This window comes from Pseudomonas sp. MWU12-2020 (assembly GCF_023100605.1).
In the GTDB taxonomy this organism is placed as follows: Bacteria; Pseudomonadota; Gammaproteobacteria; order Pseudomonadales; family Pseudomonadaceae; genus Aquipseudomonas; species Aquipseudomonas fluorescens_H.
Window position 1 is genome coordinate 392,348 of sequence record NZ_JALMEX010000003.1, and the last position, 16,387, is coordinate 408,734.

The following is a 16,387-nucleotide window of genomic DNA, read 5'->3' on the forward strand; positions in this document are numbered from 1 at the left end:
GCTCGATCGGTGTGAAGAGGTGACTCAGATGCACGCGCAAGTACAGACACATGCAAGCAGCGCCGGCGGCAGCCTGCGCTTCAACGGAATCGGCAAGACCTTCCCCGGGGTCAAGGCGCTGGACGCCATCAGCTTCGTCGCGCACCCGGGGCAGGTGCACGCCTTGATGGGCGAGAACGGTGCCGGTAAATCGACTCTGCTGAAGATCCTCGGCGGCGCCTACATCCCCAGCAGCGGCGAGTTGCAGATCGGCGAGCAGACCATGGCGTTCAAGTCGACGGCCGACAGCATTGGCGGCGGCGTCGCGGTGATCCACCAGGAGCTGCACCTGGTGCCGGAAATGACCGTGGCCGAGAACCTGTTTCTAGGCCATCTACCGGCCAGTTTCGGCCTGATCAATCGTGGCGTCCTGCGCCAGAATGCCCTGGCCTGTCTCAAGGGCCTGGCCGATGAAATCGATCCGCAAACCAAGGTCGGGCGCCTGTCGCTCGGTCAGCGGCAATTGGTGGAAATTGCCAAGGCGCTGTCCCGTGGCGCGCATGTAATCGCCTTCGATGAGCCGACCAGCAGCCTCTCGGCGCGCGAGATCGACCGTTTGATGGCGATCATCAGTCGCCTGCGCGATGAGGGCAAAGTGGTGCTCTACGTCTCCCATCGCATGGAAGAAGTGTTCCGCATTTGCGACGCGGTGACGGTGTTCAAGGACGGCCGTTACGTGCGCACCTTCGATGACATGAGCCAGTTGACCCACGATCAACTGGTGACCTGCATGGTCGGGCGCGACATTCAGGACATCTACGATTACCGCAGCCGTCCGCGTGGCGCGGTGGCGCTGAAGGTCGATGGTTTGCTCGGCCCGGGCCTGCGCGAGCCGGTGAGTTTCGAGGCGCACAAGGGCGAGATTCTCGGCCTGTTCGGTCTGGTCGGGGCCGGGCGCACCGAGCTGTTTCGCTTGCTCAGCGGGCTTGAGCGCAACACCGCCGGACGCCTCGAATTGCGCGGTCATGAGTTGAAATTGCGCTCACCGCGCGACGCGATTGCCGCCGGGATTCTGCTGTGCCCCGAGGACCGCAAAAAGGAGGGGATCATCCCGCTGGCCAGCGTCGCCGAGAACATCAACATCAGCGCGCGCGGCGCCAATGCCAGCCTCGGCTGCCTGCTGCGCGGACTGTGGGAGAAGGGCAACGCCGACAAGCAGATCAAGGCGCTGAAAGTCAAAACCCCGCACGCCGGGCAGCAGATCAAATTCCTGTCCGGCGGCAATCAGCAGAAGGCGATTCTCGGTCGCTGGCTGTCGATGCCGATGAAGGTCCTGCTGCTCGACGAGCCGACTCGCGGCATCGACATCGGCGCCAAGGCCGAGATCTACCAGATCATCCATAACCTGGCCGCCGACGGTATCTCGGTGATCGTGGTGTCCAGCGACCTGATGGAAGTCATGGGCATTTCCGACCGCATTCTGGTGCTCTGCGAAGGCGCGCTGCGCGGCGAAGTCAGCCGCGACCAGGCCAATGAATCCAACCTGCTGCAACTGGCTTTGCCGCGCCATCGCGCTGACGGCGTGGCGAACTGAGAGGTGAACATGATGACCATCCAAAACAAGGCTTTGCCGACCCCCCGCAAACCGCTGGACCTGCGGCGCTTCCTCGATGACTGGGTCATGCTGCTGGCGGCCATCGGCATCTTCCTCGCTTGCACCTTGCTGATCGACAACTTCCTTTCGCCGCTGAACATGCGCGGGCTGGGCCTGGCGATTTCCACCACCGGGATTGCCGCGTGCACCATGCTGTATTGCCTGGCGTCAGGGCATTTCGACCTGTCGGTGGGCTCGGTGATCGCCTGCGCCGGGGTGGTTGCGGCGGTGGTGATGCGCGACACCAACAGCGTGTTCCTCGGCGTCAGTGCGGCGCTGGTGATGGGCCTGATTGTCGGGCTGATCAACGGCATCGTGATTGCCAAGCTGCGGGTCAATGCGCTGATTACCACACTGGCGACGATGCAGATCGTCCGTGGCCTGGCCTACATTTTTGCCAACGGCAAAGCGGTGGGTGTGTCGCAGGAATCATTCTTCGTGTTCGGCAACGGCCAGTTGTTCGGCGTGCCGGTGCCGATCCTGATCACCATTGTCTGCTTCGTGTTTTTCGGCTGGCTGCTGAACTACACCACCTATGGGCGCAACACCATGGCCATCGGTGGCAACCAGGAAGCGGCGTTGCTCGCCGGGGTGAATGTCGACCGGACCAAGATCATCATCTTCGCCGTGCACGGCGTGATCGGTGCGCTGGCCGGGGTGATTCTGGCGTCGCGCATGACCTCCGGGCAGCCGATGATTGGCCAGGGTTTCGAGCTGACGGTGATCTCGGCCTGTGTGCTCGGCGGCGTGTCGCTGAGCGGCGGTATCGGCATGATCCGTCACGTGATTGCCGGGGTGCTGATTCTGGCGATCATCGAGAATGCGATGAACCTGAAGAACATCGATACGTTTTATCAGTATGTGATTCGCGGTTCGATTCTGCTGTTGGCGGTGGTCATCGACCGCCTCAAACAACGGTAATCACAATTCCCCTGTGGGAGCGGGCTTGCTCGCGAATGCGGTGTATCAGTCGCCGAAAATGTTGACTGACACTCCGCATTCGCGAGCAAGCCCGCTCCCACAATGGACTGCGTCATCCCCCGCCTTCTGTCTGCCCCCGCAAATTTCCCTTGCCCGTCTGCGCCCGTTTCGGTTATCACTTTGTACATGATTAGACAGGTACGATTTGACAAGAAACAACGGGTGGTCGACGAACTCGTCCGGCGCATCGAAAGCGGCCTCATGGAGGACGGCTTTCTGTTGCCCGGCGAGCATCAGTTGGCTCAGGAATTCAACGTCAGCCGTGGCACGTTGCGCGAAGCGCTGGCCGAGCTGAAGCGGCGCAATTACATCGCCACGCAAAGCGGGGTTGGCTCGATCGTCACGTTTGACGGTGTGGTGCTAGATCAGCGCAGCGGCTGGGCGCAGGCGCTGGCCGACAGCGGGGCGCTGATCAACACCGAAGTGCTGCGTCTGGAAGCCGTGACCCGGCCCGATCTGCTCTCGCGCTTCGGCACCGAGCAATTCATCACCCTCGACCGCCGCCGTCGTTCCAACGATGGCACGCTGGTGTCCCTCGAACGCTCTTTGATGCCGGCGACCGGAGGCCTGGAAAGCCTGCCGCGCGTCGGTCTGATCGACAACTCCCTGACCATCACCCTGGCCGCCTACGGCTACATCGGCGAGCGCGGTGATCAGTGGATCGGCGCCGAACCGCTGAATGCCGAAGACGCCGAACTGCTCGGGCGCCCGGTCGGTACCGTTTTCCTCAAAGCCCTGCGTACCACCTACGATCGGCAGAACCGTTTCATGGAGCAGGTCGAAAGCCTGCTCGACCCGGTGCATTTCCGCCTGCACCTGCAATTTGGAGAATCAAAATGACCGCGCTCAACCGTGCCCTCGGTGCGTTTTATGGCCTGGCCCTCGGTGATGCGCTGGGCATGCCGACGCAATCGCTGAACCGCGAAACGATCAAGACCCGCTTCGGCCGGATCACCGACCTGCAGGACGCCGGTCCTCTGCAACCAATCGCCGCCAACATGCCCAAAGGCTCGATCACCGATGACACCGAACAGGCGATTCTGGTCGGCGAGTTGCTGATTGAAGGCAAGGGCCGGATCGAACCGGCAGTCCTCGCTCAACGGCTGATCGAGTGGGAAGCCGAGATGCAAGCCAAGGGTTCGCAGGACCTGCTCGGGCCATCGACCAAACGCGCCATTGAAATGATCCTCGCCGGTCACTCGCCGGAGGAGGCCGGGCGTTACGGCACCACCAACGGCGCGGCCATGCGCATTACTCCGGTGGGCATCGCGGCAGACGTCGCCGATCCCGAGCGTTTCATCGAGGCCGTGGTGCAGGCCTGTCAGGTCACGCACAACACCACACTGGGAATTTCCAGCGCGGCGGCGGTGGCGGCAGTGGTCTCGGCCGGGATCAACGGCATGGACCTGGGCGAGGCGCTGAACCTCGGCCAGCAGATTGCGCAACAGGCGGAAGCGCACGGGCACTGGGTCGCCGGTGGACGTATTGCTTCGCGCATCAGTTGGGCGCGAACCATCAGCGTCGACAGTGACAAGGCACTGCTGGCGGATCTGCTGTACGACGTGATCGGCACTTCGGTGGCATCGCAGGAATCGGTGGTGGTGTCGTTCGCTTTGGCGCAGCAAGTGGCGGTCGGCGAGATGAGCGCATTCGATGCGTTGTGCATGGCCGCCAGCCTTGGCGGCGACACCGACACCATCGCAGCGATTCTTGGCGCCATGCTCGGGGCCTGCCTGGGTCTCGAGAGCTGGCCGGCACCGATGATTGCCACGGTCAAAGCGGTCAATCATCTGGAGCTTGAACCGTTGGTGCGGGGGCTGTTGGCCTTGCGTTGATCGGGCGGACGCCTTCGCGAGCAAGCCCGCTCCCACAGGGGATTTGAGCCGTTCAAAAATCTCCTGTGGGAGCGGGCTTGCTCGCGAATGGCGCTCCGCAAATTCTGAGTATTCAACCGCAATGGATCGCACAGACAGGCCCGGGAAGGCCACAGATGTCTTGTCGTTTTGCGTCATTGCCACAAACACAATAAAGGCAAACAGGAGCACTGTTCATGAGTTCATCAAACGCCGGGCCAAGCGCCGGGCAGCTGGAAACCCGCGGTATCGAGCCGGTACCGGAAGCCGAGTGCAACGGTCATCCGCTGCAACTGTTCTGGGTCTGGTTCGCCGCCAACATTTCCATTCTCGGTCTGCCGCTGGGTGCCACGCTGGTGGCGTTTCGCGGGCTGGCGATCTGGCAGGCGATCATCGTCGCGATTGTCGGCGCCGCCGGTTCATTCGCGGTGGTCGGGATCATCTCGATTGCCGGCCGCCGTGGCCGTGCGCCGAGCCTGACCCTGTCGCGGGCGATCTTCGGCGTGCGTGGCAATATCGGCCCGACGCTGGTCTCGCTGATGTCGCGGCTGGGTTGGGAAACCGTCAACACCACCACCGCGGCATTCGTGTTGCTGTCGCTGTGTTCGATCCTGTTCGGCTCGCCGGTTGAAGCGAAGAGTGCGCCGGTGCTCACGCTGATTTTCATCGCGATTTTCGTGCTGCTGACCCTGTCGGTTTCCGGCCTCGGCCACGCCACCTTGCTGGTGATCCAGAAGTGGGCGACCTACGTGTTCGGTGCGTTGAACATTCTGGTCGGCGGCTTCCTCTGCGCCACCATCGACTGGAGCGCCGTATTCAACGCCACCCCTGCGCCGCTGAGCGCGATGATCATCGGCATCGGCACCATGGCCGCCGGCACCGGGATCGGCTGGGCCAACGCCGGTGCTGACATGTCGCGCTATCAGCACCGCAGCGTCAAGGCTGTGCGACTGGTCGCTTCGGCGGCGTTCGGCGCGGGGATTCCGCTGGTGTTGCTGATCACCCTCGGCGGCCTGCTGTCGGTGGGCAACAACGATCTCGCCTCGGCGACTGATCCGATCGTGGCCATTCGCGACATGCTGCCAACGTGGATGGCCGTGCCGTACCTGATCACCGCATTCGGCGGCCTGCTGCTGTCGAACAACCTCTCGGTGTACTCCGCCGGTTTGACCACGCTGACCCTCGGCCTGAAGGTCAAACGCGTCTACGCGGTAGTGGTCGACATCGTGGCGATCTTCGCCGGTTCGATCTACTTCATGCTGATTGCCGACAGCTTCTACGGCCCGTTCATCACCTTCATTTCGCTGCTGGCGGTGCCGATCACCGCGTGGGTCGGAATCTTCGTGGTTGACCTGCTTCATCGTCACTACTACAGCCCCAAAGACCTGCTCGACGTCAGCCCGAGCAGCGCCTACTGGTATTGCGGCGGCATCGAATGGCGCGCGTTCGGCGCGTGGGCGATTGCCATCGTGCTCGGCTTCAGTTTCACCACCATCGGCACCACGGCCGAGAACGTCTGGTTCAAGGGCTTTTTGTCTGACTCGTGGCTGGGCCACAACGGTCTGGGCTGGATCGTGACCTTCGTGGTGGCCGGTGGCATTTACCTGGTCCTCGGTGGGGCAAAAGATCGCCGCGCCGCGCAAGTCGAGAATGCTCATGCCTAAGATGTTGCACACTGGCCAGGTCATCATCGACCTGGTCATGGCCGTGGATCAGCTGCCGCAAGTCGGCGGCGATGTGCTGGCGCAGTCTGCCGCTTTCGAGGCTGGCGGCGGCTTCAACGTGATGGCCGCAGCCGTGCGTAATGGTTTGCCGGTGGTCTATCTCGGTCGGCACGGTACCGGGCGTTTCGGTGATCTGGCGCGCCAGGCGATGACCGCTGAAGGCATCCACATCGGCATCGAGCAAGCGGCGCAGCGCGACACCGGTTTGTGTGTGGCGCTGACCGACTCATCGGCCGAACGCAGTTTCATTTCCTACATCGGCGCCGAAGGCGAGGTGACGCAAGACGACCTGAACAGCGTGGCCGCCGAGGCGGGCGATTATGTCTACGTCAGCGGTTACAGCCTGCTGCATGCAGGCAAGGCGCAATCGCTGCTGGACTGGACGCTGGCGCTGCCGCGGGCGATTAACGTGGTGTTTGATCCAGGGCCGTTGGTCGAGTCGCCGGACTCGCCGTTGATCCAGGCGCTGCTGCCGCGCATTGATGTGTGGACCAGCAACAGCGTCGAAGCGTTGCGCTTTACCGAGGCGACGGACATTGCTCAAGCGCTGGACCGGTTGGCGGATCATCTGCCGAAGGATGTGCTAATGGTGGTGCGCGACGGGCCGCAGGGCTGCTGGATTCAGCAGCGTGGCGAGCGTCGGCATGTGCCGGGATTTGCCGTGAAAGCGCTGGACAGCAACGGGGCGGGTGATGCCCATGCCGGGGTGTTTGTCGCCGGATTGGCGCAGGGTTTGAACGCGCACGAGGCAGCGCGGCGGGCGAATGCGGCGGCGGCTTTGGCGGTGACGCGTTGGGGGCCGGCGACAGCGCCGGGGGCTGCCGAGGTGGACGCGTTTATCAGTGAGTCCTGCGGCGATTGATCGACCGCCTTCGCGAGCAAGCCCGCTCCCACATGGGATTCGCGTCGATCACAAAACCCACTGTAGAAGCTGCCGCCGGCTGCGATCTTTTGCTCTTGAAAGATCACATCCTGCAGCAGCTCCTACAGGACTCAAATGCTTGCGGATCTACCGTCAGCTTTCGAGCTTTCTCGCCGCTTCAACCCCAGCCGCACTGAGCTTGATCGGCAGATTCAACGAGTGTTCGCCGGCCTCGTTGCAGGTCACATGACCATGGTGGATCAGTCCGCGATCCTGCAAGGAGGCGAGGGCGCTGGCCACGACTTTCTCACCGCGATAGTTGTCCAGCACCTCTTTGCCCAGTCCGCTCGGATGGGCATGCAGCAGGCGGGTGAGGACTTCTTTTTCCAGGTTTTTATCGACGTTCATGGTTACCTCTTCATGGATGTGAATAGGACGCTCGCGTCGGCGAACTACTGGCCGGACCCTTCGGAGCCCGACCCACCAGTGGTGGTTTTGGAGCCGATTCCAGCGCCCGAATTGTCGGGCGTAGCAGGGGAATCTGGCGTATTCATGCCGCCCTGGCGACCGGGATCACTGCCTTGAGTGCGCGGATCGGTGCCGGTGGCGGGTGGCTGGTTGATCAATGGCACGCCGGAGCCATCGGTGTTCATGCCGGGGGCACTGTTGATGGCAGGTGCGCGTGGTGGTGGAACCGGGTCGGTGGGGCCTGTGCCCGCTGCGGTGGTGGACGCGGCGAACACCGCTGGGCAGAGCAGGGCGCTGAATACGAGGGCAGTCAACCTTGACGAGATCATAGGGCTTCTCCAGTGATTGGAATCCTTACCTGTTGTTGGTCTGCCCTTGAATCGGATTGGTGCCTGATGAACGACGAACGGTCGAGACACAGGGGTATCAGTCGAGGCCGATTTCTTCCTTGAACTGCTCCATGAAACTCTTCAGGCGCTGATGCCGGACCTGTGCCAGACGCTGACCGGCAGCGGTCTGGAAACCATCGGCCAAGTGCAGCAGTTTGGTCTGGAAGTGGTCGAGACAAAAGCGCGTGTCGTCGTAGTCGCGTGCTTTGGCTTCGGGGTCGACAGGGTCATACAACGCACTGCCCATGCGCCCGGCGACATAGAAGGTGCGGGCAACGCCGAGCATGCCCAGCGAGTCGAGACGGTCGGCGTCCTGGACCAGTTTCGCTTCGAGGGTCAGCGGGGTGATGTTGGCGGAAAAACTGTGGGCTTCGATGGCGTGGGTGACGGCGCTGATTTTGCTTTCGGGCCAATCCAGATCGGCCAGCACGCTGGCGGCTTTTTCTGCGGCGAGACGCGAAGCCTGCGAGCGCAGCGGCGAGTTTTTTTCCACGGACACGCAGTCGTGCAGCAGCACGGCGGCGAGCAACACTTCCAGGTCGCCACCTTCCTCAGCCTGCAAGGTGCGCGCGGTGTGCCAGACCCGTTGCAGGTGGGCGAGGTCGTGGGCGCCGTCGTCGCCGGGTTCGAGGGCGTGGGGCAGCAGTGCTGCTGCGAGCGCCTCCACGGGCATAAAAATCTCAGTGTTCATGAGCATCCTTTCAGATTGTCGAAGTTCCCTGTGGGAGCGGGCTTGCTCGCGAAGGTATCAATCAGTCACCATCATTGTTGTCTGTCAGACCGCTTTCGCGAGCAAGCCCGCTTCCACATTGCATTAGCGGAGCAGGATATTCTCTGTGTTGCCATGTGACGAGCGCCGTCCACGGCCTTAGTATGGCGTTTTCCATTTCCGACAAGGCCCGTCCATGACGATCGAAATCCGCCCGGCGACCCCCAGCGATGCACCGCAAATCCTCGCCTTCATCACCGAACTGGCAGATTTCGAAAAGGCCCGCCACGAAGTCATTGCGAGTGTCACCGACATCGAGCGCAGCCTGTTCAGCGAGGGCGCCACCGCCCACGGCCTGATCTGCCTGCGTGACGGTGTGCCGATCGGTTTTGCGGTGTTCTTCTTCAGCTATTCGACGTGGCTCGGCAGCAACTGCCTGTACCTCGAAGACCTCTACATCACCCCCGAGCAACGCGGCGGCGGCGCCGGCAAAACCCTGCTGCGGCATCTGGCGAAAATCGCCTGTGCCAATGACTGCGGACGCTTCGAATGGAGCGTGCTGGACTGGAACACCCCGGCCATCGAGTTCTACAAATCCCTCGGCGCGCAACCGCAGGAAGAGTGGGTGCGCTATCGCATGGATGGCAAGGTGTTGCGCGAATTTGCCGAAGGCTGAGGAGATGATGGCAATCCGATGCTGAAGTGATTGCCGCCACCGCTCTAGTCCGGCATTCTACGCGCCATTTTTGCGCGCTCACGGACGACACCTGCAATGCTTCTGGCAAAACTTCTCCACGCCCGTGGAGCCTTCGCTGCGTCTCTGAGTGAGCGGCGATGAGCGGACTGCGGGCGTCAATGCGCCTGTATGGCCTGGTGAAAAACTCAGGCTGCTCTGACAACCCTCAGCGTCAACCGGTAGACATCCTGTGCATCGTCAATCGCACGGGCGGCAAAGCCATTCGTGCGTTTGTGTCGCGGCTCGACGCCGAACTCATGACACGCAGCGCCGGCCTGGGTGACTACCGTGTGATCGCGTTACGCCACTTCGAGCCGAATGCGTTTATCGACGCGCATCAGGGCTGGCTGACGCTGCACATCTGTTGCGGTTTCGTCGCCCCCGCCAGCCATTCGTTGCTCAAGGACGGCGCGTTGATGCCGATGGGCTGGTACGTCTATTCCGAGATCGGCCAGTGGACCGCCGAACATCATCTGGACCTCGGCGTGCAAATGGCCGATCTGCTGCAAACGGCTTACGAGCGTAATCAACTGCGCAATTACAACGCCTGGCTCAACGAGCTCGACGACGCCGCGCCGGCCGAACTGGCCTGGCAAACCGACCAAGCCTGGCGACATCTGCAAACTGCCACATCCCCCGACAGCCGTGAGCACTGCCACGCACTGTTCGACCCTGTCGACAACCGCTGGCGCTTCGCCGCGACCGACATCGACATCCATCAGCCGCACCCGGAACCTCTGAAGCAAGGAGCTTTGAATTGAGTGGTAAACCCGCCGCCCGCGTCACCGACCCGACCGCCTGCCCATTGCCAGGCCATGGCACCAACCCGATCGTTTCCGGCTCGCCCGACGTCTTCTTCGACGGCCTCGCCGCCGCGCGCATGACCGACAAATCAGCCTGTGGCAGCCCGATCACCGGCGCTGTTTCCGGCACCGTATTCATCAACGGCCTGAACGCCGCAACCCTCGACAGCACCGGTGGCCACGGCAATGTCGTGGTCGGTGGTTCGGGCACGGTGATTATTGGACAAAGTGGCGGAGGGGCAGCGTTTAGTGGGTTGTTGCCGATGCCGGTGCATTTCAATGATCGGATGCAGGTCGTTAATGAAGCCACGGGCGAACCTATTCCCGACCACCCTTATGCGATTCAGCGAGGCGATGGGCGTGTTGAGCATGGCATCACCGATGAACAGGGCTTTACCCATATGGTCAGTTCGCATTTGGCCGAAACTATTAAACTGTTCGTAGAGTGATCGAAATGGAAGTCGAAAATCCCGCACTCAACGATTGTAAAACTGAAGTGGCTGGTCATGAGTTGACCTGCAAGACTGATCAGAGCGTAAAACAGGCTGCGGTTAAAGTAAAAAAGGTTGCAGTGTTTTTTATTGGCGGTGCTGGGGATAAGGAAGAGTACTATCAAAATGAGCCGCCGCATCATAATGTGATGAATGCATGGAAGCAGTTAGAGAAGCGTCTTACTAATGAGCAGAAAGTTGAGGTGAATCTGCCATACATAAGTTACAAAGACGTTCGCGGTGAAAAAGATATTAAAAAGTACGTCGAGCGTCCTTTGAAAGGTGATAAGTCGGTCTATATTGTCGTTGTAGGTCATAGTTTGGGTGGTTGGAATGGTGCACATCTGACTTCGATTTTGAAAGAGCGCGGTTACACCGTAAAGGTATTGGTAACGCTTGATCCTGTTGGCGGTGGCACAGGTGTCTGGATGGTGTCTGATATATATTTCACGACACCGAAGCCCTCGGCAGATTATTGGGTCAATGTATTGGCTTCGCCCAAGGTGACGGATTCATCTGATAACGTTGCAAGCATGGGCGAGCGTTGGGTTATGACATCTGGGCCAGCTATCAACGAAGCGGTAGACGCCAACCATCGTCAGGCAGGTGTCATGTTTGGCGCTACGCTACAGGGTGGTAAATCGGCTTGCGATATTGTGTATGAACGTTTGAGTCAATATTTGGAATCTTCGAAATGAAGTCGTTGTTTGTTTTTCTGACACTGCTGCTGTGCAGTTCTTGCACTAAGCAACCGGTTCTTCCGGTCATTGATATTGACTTGATTTCTGTCAGTGGTGGAGATGATCACTCATCTTTAGGTATTAAGTTTGGTTCGAAAACCGATCTGTTGAATTTTTTTCAGGATGTGACCGGGGAAAGTCAGTTGGGCGAGTCTTTGTTCTGCTCGCTGGATAAGGATGTCGAGTTTAAGGATTTTGACAAGTTGACTCAGTATTTGGTGGGGGATTTTGTTGAGCTTGATAGTTCTGGATCTAAAGCGGAGCATATTTATATGGCCAAATTGTCCTCGTTTAAAAAAGAGGATGAGGGCGTATCAAATATTTTTATGCCTGCCAGTGAATTATTGCAGGTATTAGGTCAGCGTAATGTCATCTCTTGTAAGGTGTTCACTTCTGCTTATTCATTCGGTGGATATTATTCGAAGTCAATGCTCATCCCAGCAACTGACATCGTGCGTGCGATTCAAGAGAAGCGCGATTGATGGGGCTAAGAGGATTCCGGCTGCTACTGATTGCTGGTTTTTTAACGTGTCGTCCTGCCTGCACCTAAACGGACGTCGTTCAGCGTTGGACAAAATGGATTTATTTAGTCCCAAAATATGGGATGCAAAATTACATATTGAGATTTCGCGCTTGAAAGGTCTATAGTCCGTCGCACTCACTGCCAAAAACAAAACAGGTGAAGCGATGCAGGCGCAATTGATCGCGCTCGACTGGGGGACGACCTCATTACGTGCTTATAAACTCGCGGCGGGCGGGGTGGTGCTGGAGCAGCGTGCGCTGTCGTCCGGGATCATGCAGTTACCGAAGACGCCGCGAGTCATCCACGGTGGTGAATGCGCCGACGGCTTTGAACTGGCCTTCGAAGAGGCGTGCGGCGACTGGCTCGATGCGCAGCCGGATCTGCCAGTGATCGCCTGCGGGATGGTCGGCAGCGCCCAGGGCTGGCGCGAAGCGGCCTACTGCGAGACGCCGGCGAACGTCGCCAATCTCGGAAATTCCTTACAAACACTGGTCAGTCTGCGCGGCACGCGGGTACATATCGTGCCGGGGGTGATCCAGCGTTCGCGTCTGCCCAATGTGATGCGCGGCGAAGAAACTCAGGTCCTCGGCGTACTGCAGAACCTGCCGGCCGAGGCGGGCGGCGATCTGTTGATCGGTCTGCCGGGTAGCCACTCCAAGTGGGTGGAGGTGGTCGAGGGCCGCATCACTCATTTCGACACCTTCATGACCGGCGAAGTGTTCGCTGTGCTCAGTGAGCACAGCATTCTCGGGCGTACCCAGCAACAGGGTGCGGCGTTCGACGGGTTGGCGTTCGACCGTGGCGTGCAAGTGGCGCTGTCGGCGGACGGCGAACTGGGCGTGCTCTCCACATTATTCAGTGCCCGCACCCTGGGCCTGACCGGCGAACTGGCGCCGACGGCGCAAGCGGATTACCTCTCTGGCCTGATGATTGGCCATGAACTGGTGGCGCTTGCCGCAGCCCAGCGGCGCCGACGCAATAGTGCGCATCTGCCGTCGATCATCCTCATCGGCAACGCGCAACTCTGCGCCCGCTACGGCCGGGCCCTCGATGCCTGCGGTTTCGCCCGGATCACGCTGGCCGAGCAGGCCACCGAGCGCGGTTTGTGGCAACTGGCGCTGGCCGCCGGACTGCTCGATTCCTCATCCCGTTAACCCTGACTGGAGGCCTGACATGCTCAAGCAAGCACTGGCACAAAACGGTCTGATCGCGATCCTGCGTGGCCTGCATCCGCAGGAAGCCGCCGCTGTCGGAGAAGTCCTGTATGCAGCCGGATTTCGCGTCATCGAAGTACCGCTCAATTCCCCGTCGCCGTACGAAAGTATCCGCATCCTGCGTCAGACCTTGCCCGCCGATTGCCTGATCGGTGCCGGCACGGTGCTGACCCCGGAGCAGGTCGAGTTGGTGAAAGAGGCCGGCGGCCAGGTGATCGTCATGCCACACAGCGACGCCAAGGTGCTGCGTGCGGCGAAAGCGGCGGGGCTGTACCTGTCGCCGGGTGTCGCGACACCGACCGAAGCGTTCGCGGCGCTGGAGGAGGGCGCGGACATTCTCAAGCTGTTCCCGGCCGAGCAGATGAGCCCGGCGGTGGTCAAGGCGTGGCTCGCGGTATTGCCTTCCGGGACGGTGCTGGCGCCGGTCGGCGGGATCACCCCGGACAACATGCAAGCGTTCATCGACGCTGGCGTGAAAGGTTTCGGCCTCGGTTCCGGACTGTTCAAACCGGGCATGAGCGTTGAGCAAGTTGCCGTCAATGCCAAGGCTTACGTCGCCGCCTGGAAAGCCCTTCGCTAACCTTTCTGGCGCATCTATAAGAGAGACAAGAAGATGAAAATCACCAAACTCACCACCTTCATCGTCCCGCCGCGCTGGTGCTTCCTCAAGGTCGAAACCGATGAGGGTGTGACCGGTTGGGGCGAGCCTGTGGTCGAAGGCCGCGCGCACACCGTCGCCGCTGCCGTTGAAGAATTGTCCGACTACCTGATCGGCAAAGACCCACGCAACATCGAGGACATCTGGACCGTGCTGTACCGCGGCGGCTTCTACCGCGGCGGCGCGATCCACATGAGTGCGCTGGCCGGTATCGATCAGGCGCTGTGGGACATCAAGGGCAAGGCCCTCGGCGTGTCGGTCAGCGATCTGCTCGGCGGTCAGGTGCGCGACAAGATTCGTGTGTATTCGTGGATCGGTGGCGATCGTCCGGCCGACACCGCACGCGCCGCGAAAGAGGCGGTGAGCCGGGGTTTTACTGCGGTGAAAATGAACGGCACCGAAGAACTGCAGTTCCTCGACTCCTTCGAGAAAGTCGATCTGGCCTTGGCCAACGTCGCCGCTGTGCGCGATGCGGTTGGGCCGAACGTCGGTATCGGCGTCGACTTCCATGGCCGGGTGCACAAACCCATGGCCAAGGTGCTGATGAAGGAACTCGACCCGTACAAACTGATGTTCATCGAAGAGCCGGTGCTCAGCGAAAACTACGAAGCGCTGAAAGAGCTGGCACCGTTGACCAGCACGCCGATTGCCTTGGGTGAGCGGCTGTTCTCGCGCTGGGATTTCAAGCGGGTGCTGAGCGAAGGCTACGTCGACATCATCCAGCCGGATGCCTCGCATGCCGGTGGTATCACCGAAACCCGCAAGATCGCCAACATGGCCGAAGCCTACGACGTGGCGCTGGCGCTGCATTGCCCGCTGGGGCCAATCGCGCTGGCGGCGTGCCTGCAGCTGGATGCGGTTTGCTACAACGCGTTCATTCAGGAGCAGAGCCTGGGCATTCACTACAACGAGAGCAACGACTTGCTCGACTATGTGAAGGATCCACGGGTGTTCGACTACGACCAGGGCTTCGTGAAGATTCCGAACGGGCCGGGGCTGGGCATCGAGATCAATGAGGAATACGTGATCGAACGCGCGGCGGTCGGGCACCGCTGGCGCAACCCGATCTGGCGCCATGCCGATGGCAGTTTTGCCGAGTGGTGAGTCCCTTCTGACCCACCACAAATCCTTGTGGGAGGGGGCTTGCTCCCGAATGCGGCATGTCAGCTGGAGAGATGTCGACTGATACCCCGCATTCGGGAGCAAGCCCCCTCCCACAGTGTTTGATCTCCATGGATGGGAGATTGCGTCAATGACCTCAAATAATCATAAAAAGAGGCACCCCCCATGCCAACGCAAACCCTCACCGGGCAGGCGTCTTTAGTCACGCCCAGCCGCAAGCGGTTTTTCATCATGGTGTTGCTGTTCATCACCGTGGTCATCAACTACCTCGACCGCAGCAACCTGTCGATTGCCGCGCCCGCGCTGACCAGCGAGCTGGGCATTGATCCGGTTCACGTCGGGCTGATTTTCTCCGCGTTTGGCTGGACCTACGCCGCGATGCAGATCCCCGGTGGCTGGCTGGTGGATCGGGTGCCGCCGCGCATTTTGTATAGCGTCGCGCTGCTGTTGTGGTCGCTGGCCACGGTGCTGCTCGGCTTCGCCGCGAGCTTCATTGCCCTGTTCGTTTTGCGCATGGCGGTCGGCGCGCTGGAAGCACCGGCCTATCCGATCAACAGCCGCGTGGTGACCACCTGGTTTCCCGAGCGTGAGCGGGCCACGGCGATTGGTTTCTACACCTCCGGGCAGTTTGTCGGCCTGGCGTTTCTGACCCCGGTGCTGGCCTGGCTGCAACATGAATTCGGCTGGCACATGGTGTTTGTCGCGACCGGTGTGGCGGGCATTATCTGGGCGGCCATCTGGTACGCGGTGTATCGCGAACCGCGTGATTTCAAAGGTGCCAACGACGCGGAAATCGATCTGATCCGCGAGGGCGGCGGACTGGTGGATATTCAAGCGCAAACGGCCAAGGCCTCGTTCAGCTGGATCGATCTAGGCATTGTCCTGAGCAAGCGCAAGTTGTGGGGCATCTACCTTGGCCAGTTCTGCCTGAACTCGACGCTGTGGTTCTTCCTGACGTGGTTCCCGACTTACCTGGTGAAATATCGCGGCATGGACTTCATCAAGTCGGGCCTGTTGGCCTCGCTGCCGTTTCTCGCGGCGTTCGTGGGTGTGCTGTGCTCGGGGTTCTTTTCCGACCTGTTGATCCGCCGTGGCTGCAGCGTGGGCTTCGCGCGCAAGTTGCCGATCATTGGCGGACTGTTGATTTCCACCTCGATCATCGGCGCCAATTTCGTTGAATCGACACCGCTGGTGATTGCCTTCCTGGCACTGGCGTTTTTCGGCAACGGCCTGGCCTCGATCACCTGGTCGCTGGTCTCGACCCTGGCTCCGGCGCGTTTGCTCGGCTTGACCGGCGGGGTGTTCAACTTCATCGGCAACCTGTCGGCGATTGCCACGCCGATCGTCATCGGTTTCCTCGCCAGCGGTGATTCGTTCGCTCCGGCGATCACCTACATCGCGGTGCTGGCGCTGATCGGTGCATTGTCCTACGTGCTGCTGGTAGGCAAGGTCGAGCGTATCGAGTTGTAGTCGTCTGCGTC

At 60.6% G+C, this 16,387-nt stretch carries 18 protein-coding genes; 15 read left to right on the forward strand and 3 right to left on the reverse strand.

All coding sequences use genetic code 11. From position 1 onward, the window contains the following. The first annotated feature begins 28 nt into the window (after positions 1-28). The 6 genes from araG (at position 29) to M0814_RS09230 (ending at position 7,053) form a co-directional block, all read left to right on the forward strand. Positions 29-1,573 (forward strand): L-arabinose ABC transporter ATP-binding protein AraG, encoded by a 1,545-nt coding sequence (gene araG / locus M0814_RS09200; RefSeq protein WP_103484722.1) that lies wholly within the window; start codon positions 29-31, stop codon positions 1,571-1,573. 12 nt (positions 1,574-1,585) lie between these two features. Continuing rightward, positions 1,586-2,554 (forward strand): L-arabinose ABC transporter permease AraH, encoded by a 969-nt coding sequence (araH, locus tag M0814_RS09205; RefSeq protein WP_103484755.1) that lies wholly within the window; start codon positions 1,586-1,588, stop codon positions 2,552-2,554. 186 nt (positions 2,555-2,740) lie between these two features. Beyond that, positions 2,741-3,454 (forward strand): GntR family transcriptional regulator, encoded by a 714-nt coding sequence (locus M0814_RS09215; protein ID WP_045122582.1) that lies wholly within the window; start codon positions 2,741-2,743, stop codon positions 3,452-3,454. Continuing rightward, positions 3,451-4,449 (forward strand): ADP-ribosylglycohydrolase family protein, encoded by a 999-nt coding sequence (locus M0814_RS09220; protein WP_003227009.1) that lies wholly within the window; start codon positions 3,451-3,453, stop codon positions 4,447-4,449. Before M0814_RS09215 ends, M0814_RS09220 begins: the two co-directional genes overlap by 4 nt. Before the next feature lie 215 nt (positions 4,450-4,664). Continuing rightward, positions 4,665-6,131: a cytosine permease gene (locus tag M0814_RS09225; RefSeq protein ID WP_103484721.1), complete on the forward strand. Its 1,467-nt coding sequence runs from the start codon at positions 4,665-4,667 to the stop codon at positions 6,129-6,131. Further along, entirely contained in the window at positions 6,124-7,053 is a 930-nt protein-coding gene (locus M0814_RS09230; RefSeq protein ID WP_103484754.1) for a PfkB family carbohydrate kinase, read from the forward strand. The genes M0814_RS09225 and M0814_RS09230 overlap by 8 nt, the downstream gene beginning before the upstream one ends. 153 nt (positions 7,054-7,206) lie before the next feature. Here the strand turns inward: M0814_RS09230 and M0814_RS09235 are convergent, their stop codons facing one another. The 3 genes from M0814_RS09235 to M0814_RS09245 form a co-directional block, all read right to left on the reverse strand. After that, positions 7,207-7,461 carry a hypothetical protein gene (locus M0814_RS09235; RefSeq protein WP_103484720.1) on the reverse strand — a complete coding sequence of 85 codons (255 nt, stop codon included), beginning with the start codon at positions 7,459-7,461 and terminating at the stop codon, positions 7,207-7,209. A gap of 44 nt (positions 7,462-7,505) precedes the next feature. Further along, entirely contained in the window at positions 7,506-7,850 is a 345-nt protein-coding gene (locus M0814_RS09240; RefSeq protein WP_003227000.1) for a hypothetical protein, read from the reverse strand. A gap of 97 nt (positions 7,851-7,947) precedes the next feature. Then, complete coding sequence (locus M0814_RS09245; protein WP_103484719.1) at positions 7,948-8,601, reverse strand: HD domain-containing protein; 654 nt, start codon at positions 8,599-8,601, stop codon at positions 7,948-7,950. Positions 8,602-8,815: 214 nt separating this feature from the next. On the opposite strand from M0814_RS09245, the gene M0814_RS09250 reads away from it, so the two are divergent. From M0814_RS09250 to M0814_RS09290, 9 genes are all read left to right on the forward strand, one after another. Beyond that, positions 8,816-9,295, forward strand: coding sequence for a GNAT family N-acetyltransferase (locus M0814_RS09250; protein WP_003226995.1), 480 nt, complete (start codon positions 8,816-8,818; stop codon positions 9,293-9,295). Between the two features lie 158 nt (positions 9,296-9,453). Beyond that, positions 9,454-10,116, forward strand: coding sequence for a hypothetical protein (locus tag M0814_RS09255; RefSeq protein ID WP_098965004.1), 663 nt, complete (start codon positions 9,454-9,456; stop codon positions 10,114-10,116). Next, positions 10,113-10,607, forward strand: coding sequence for a PAAR domain-containing protein (locus M0814_RS09260; RefSeq protein WP_103484718.1), 495 nt, complete (start codon positions 10,113-10,115; stop codon positions 10,605-10,607). Before M0814_RS09255 ends, M0814_RS09260 begins: the two co-directional genes overlap by 4 nt. A gap of 5 nt (positions 10,608-10,612) precedes the next feature. Further along, positions 10,613-11,347: a hypothetical protein gene (locus M0814_RS09265; protein WP_098965002.1), complete on the forward strand. Its 735-nt coding sequence runs from the start codon at positions 10,613-10,615 to the stop codon at positions 11,345-11,347. Then, positions 11,344-11,871 (forward strand): hypothetical protein, encoded by a 528-nt coding sequence (locus M0814_RS09270; protein ID WP_098965000.1) that lies wholly within the window; start codon positions 11,344-11,346, stop codon positions 11,869-11,871. Before M0814_RS09265 ends, M0814_RS09270 begins: the two co-directional genes overlap by 4 nt. A 205-nt stretch (positions 11,872-12,076) precedes the next feature. After that, on the forward strand, positions 12,077-13,066 hold the full coding sequence (locus M0814_RS09275) for a 2-dehydro-3-deoxygalactonokinase (RefSeq protein ID WP_103484717.1): 990 nt from the start codon (positions 12,077-12,079) through the stop codon (positions 13,064-13,066). Between the two features lie 19 nt (positions 13,067-13,085). Further along, the gene (locus M0814_RS09280; protein WP_003226992.1) at positions 13,086-13,706 is read left to right on the forward strand and encodes a 2-dehydro-3-deoxy-6-phosphogalactonate aldolase; all 621 of its coding nucleotides are present in this window, start codon (positions 13,086-13,088) and stop codon (positions 13,704-13,706) included. Positions 13,707-13,739: 33 nt separating this feature from the next. Then, entirely contained in the window at positions 13,740-14,888 is a 1,149-nt protein-coding gene (gene dgoD, locus M0814_RS09285) for a galactonate dehydratase (protein ID WP_003226991.1), read from the forward strand. Positions 14,889-15,071: 183 nt separating this feature from the next. Continuing rightward, on the forward strand, positions 15,072-16,376 hold the full coding sequence (locus tag M0814_RS09290) for an MFS transporter (RefSeq protein ID WP_103484716.1): 1,305 nt from the start codon (positions 15,072-15,074) through the stop codon (positions 16,374-16,376). Positions 16,377-16,387 lie beyond the last annotated feature (11 nt).

Coding starts and splice junctions, on each gene's coding strand:
- araG (WP_103484722.1), top strand. CDS start 29: ATGCACGCGCAAGTACAGACACATGCAAGCAGCGCCGGCGGCAGCCTG.
- araH (WP_103484755.1), top strand. CDS start 1,586: ATGACCATCCAAAACAAGGCTTTGCCGACCCCCCGCAAACCGCTGGAC.
- M0814_RS09215 (WP_045122582.1), top strand. CDS start 2,741: ATGATTAGACAGGTACGATTTGACAAGAAACAACGGGTGGTCGACGAA.
- M0814_RS09220 (WP_003227009.1), top strand. CDS start 3,451: ATGACCGCGCTCAACCGTGCCCTCGGTGCGTTTTATGGCCTGGCCCTC.
- M0814_RS09225 (WP_103484721.1), top strand. CDS start 4,665: ATGAGTTCATCAAACGCCGGGCCAAGCGCCGGGCAGCTGGAAACCCGC.
- M0814_RS09230 (WP_103484754.1), top strand. CDS start 6,124: ATGCCTAAGATGTTGCACACTGGCCAGGTCATCATCGACCTGGTCATG.
- M0814_RS09235 (WP_103484720.1), bottom strand. CDS start 7,461: ATGAACGTCGATAAAAACCTGGAAAAAGAAGTCCTCACCCGCCTGCTG.
- M0814_RS09240 (WP_003227000.1), bottom strand. CDS start 7,850: ATGATCTCGTCAAGGTTGACTGCCCTCGTATTCAGCGCCCTGCTCTGC.
- M0814_RS09245 (WP_103484719.1), bottom strand. CDS start 8,601: ATGAACACTGAGATTTTTATGCCCGTGGAGGCGCTCGCAGCAGCACTG.
- M0814_RS09250 (WP_003226995.1), top strand. CDS start 8,816: ATGACGATCGAAATCCGCCCGGCGACCCCCAGCGATGCACCGCAAATC.
- M0814_RS09255 (WP_098965004.1), top strand. CDS start 9,454: ATGAGCGGACTGCGGGCGTCAATGCGCCTGTATGGCCTGGTGAAAAAC.
- M0814_RS09265 (WP_098965002.1), top strand. CDS start 10,613: ATGGAAGTCGAAAATCCCGCACTCAACGATTGTAAAACTGAAGTGGCT.
- M0814_RS09270 (WP_098965000.1), top strand. CDS start 11,344: ATGAAGTCGTTGTTTGTTTTTCTGACACTGCTGCTGTGCAGTTCTTGC.
- M0814_RS09275 (WP_103484717.1), top strand. CDS start 12,077: ATGCAGGCGCAATTGATCGCGCTCGACTGGGGGACGACCTCATTACGT.
- M0814_RS09280 (WP_003226992.1), top strand. CDS start 13,086: ATGCTCAAGCAAGCACTGGCACAAAACGGTCTGATCGCGATCCTGCGT.
- dgoD (WP_003226991.1), top strand. CDS start 13,740: ATGAAAATCACCAAACTCACCACCTTCATCGTCCCGCCGCGCTGGTGC.
- M0814_RS09290 (WP_103484716.1), top strand. CDS start 15,072: ATGCCAACGCAAACCCTCACCGGGCAGGCGTCTTTAGTCACGCCCAGC.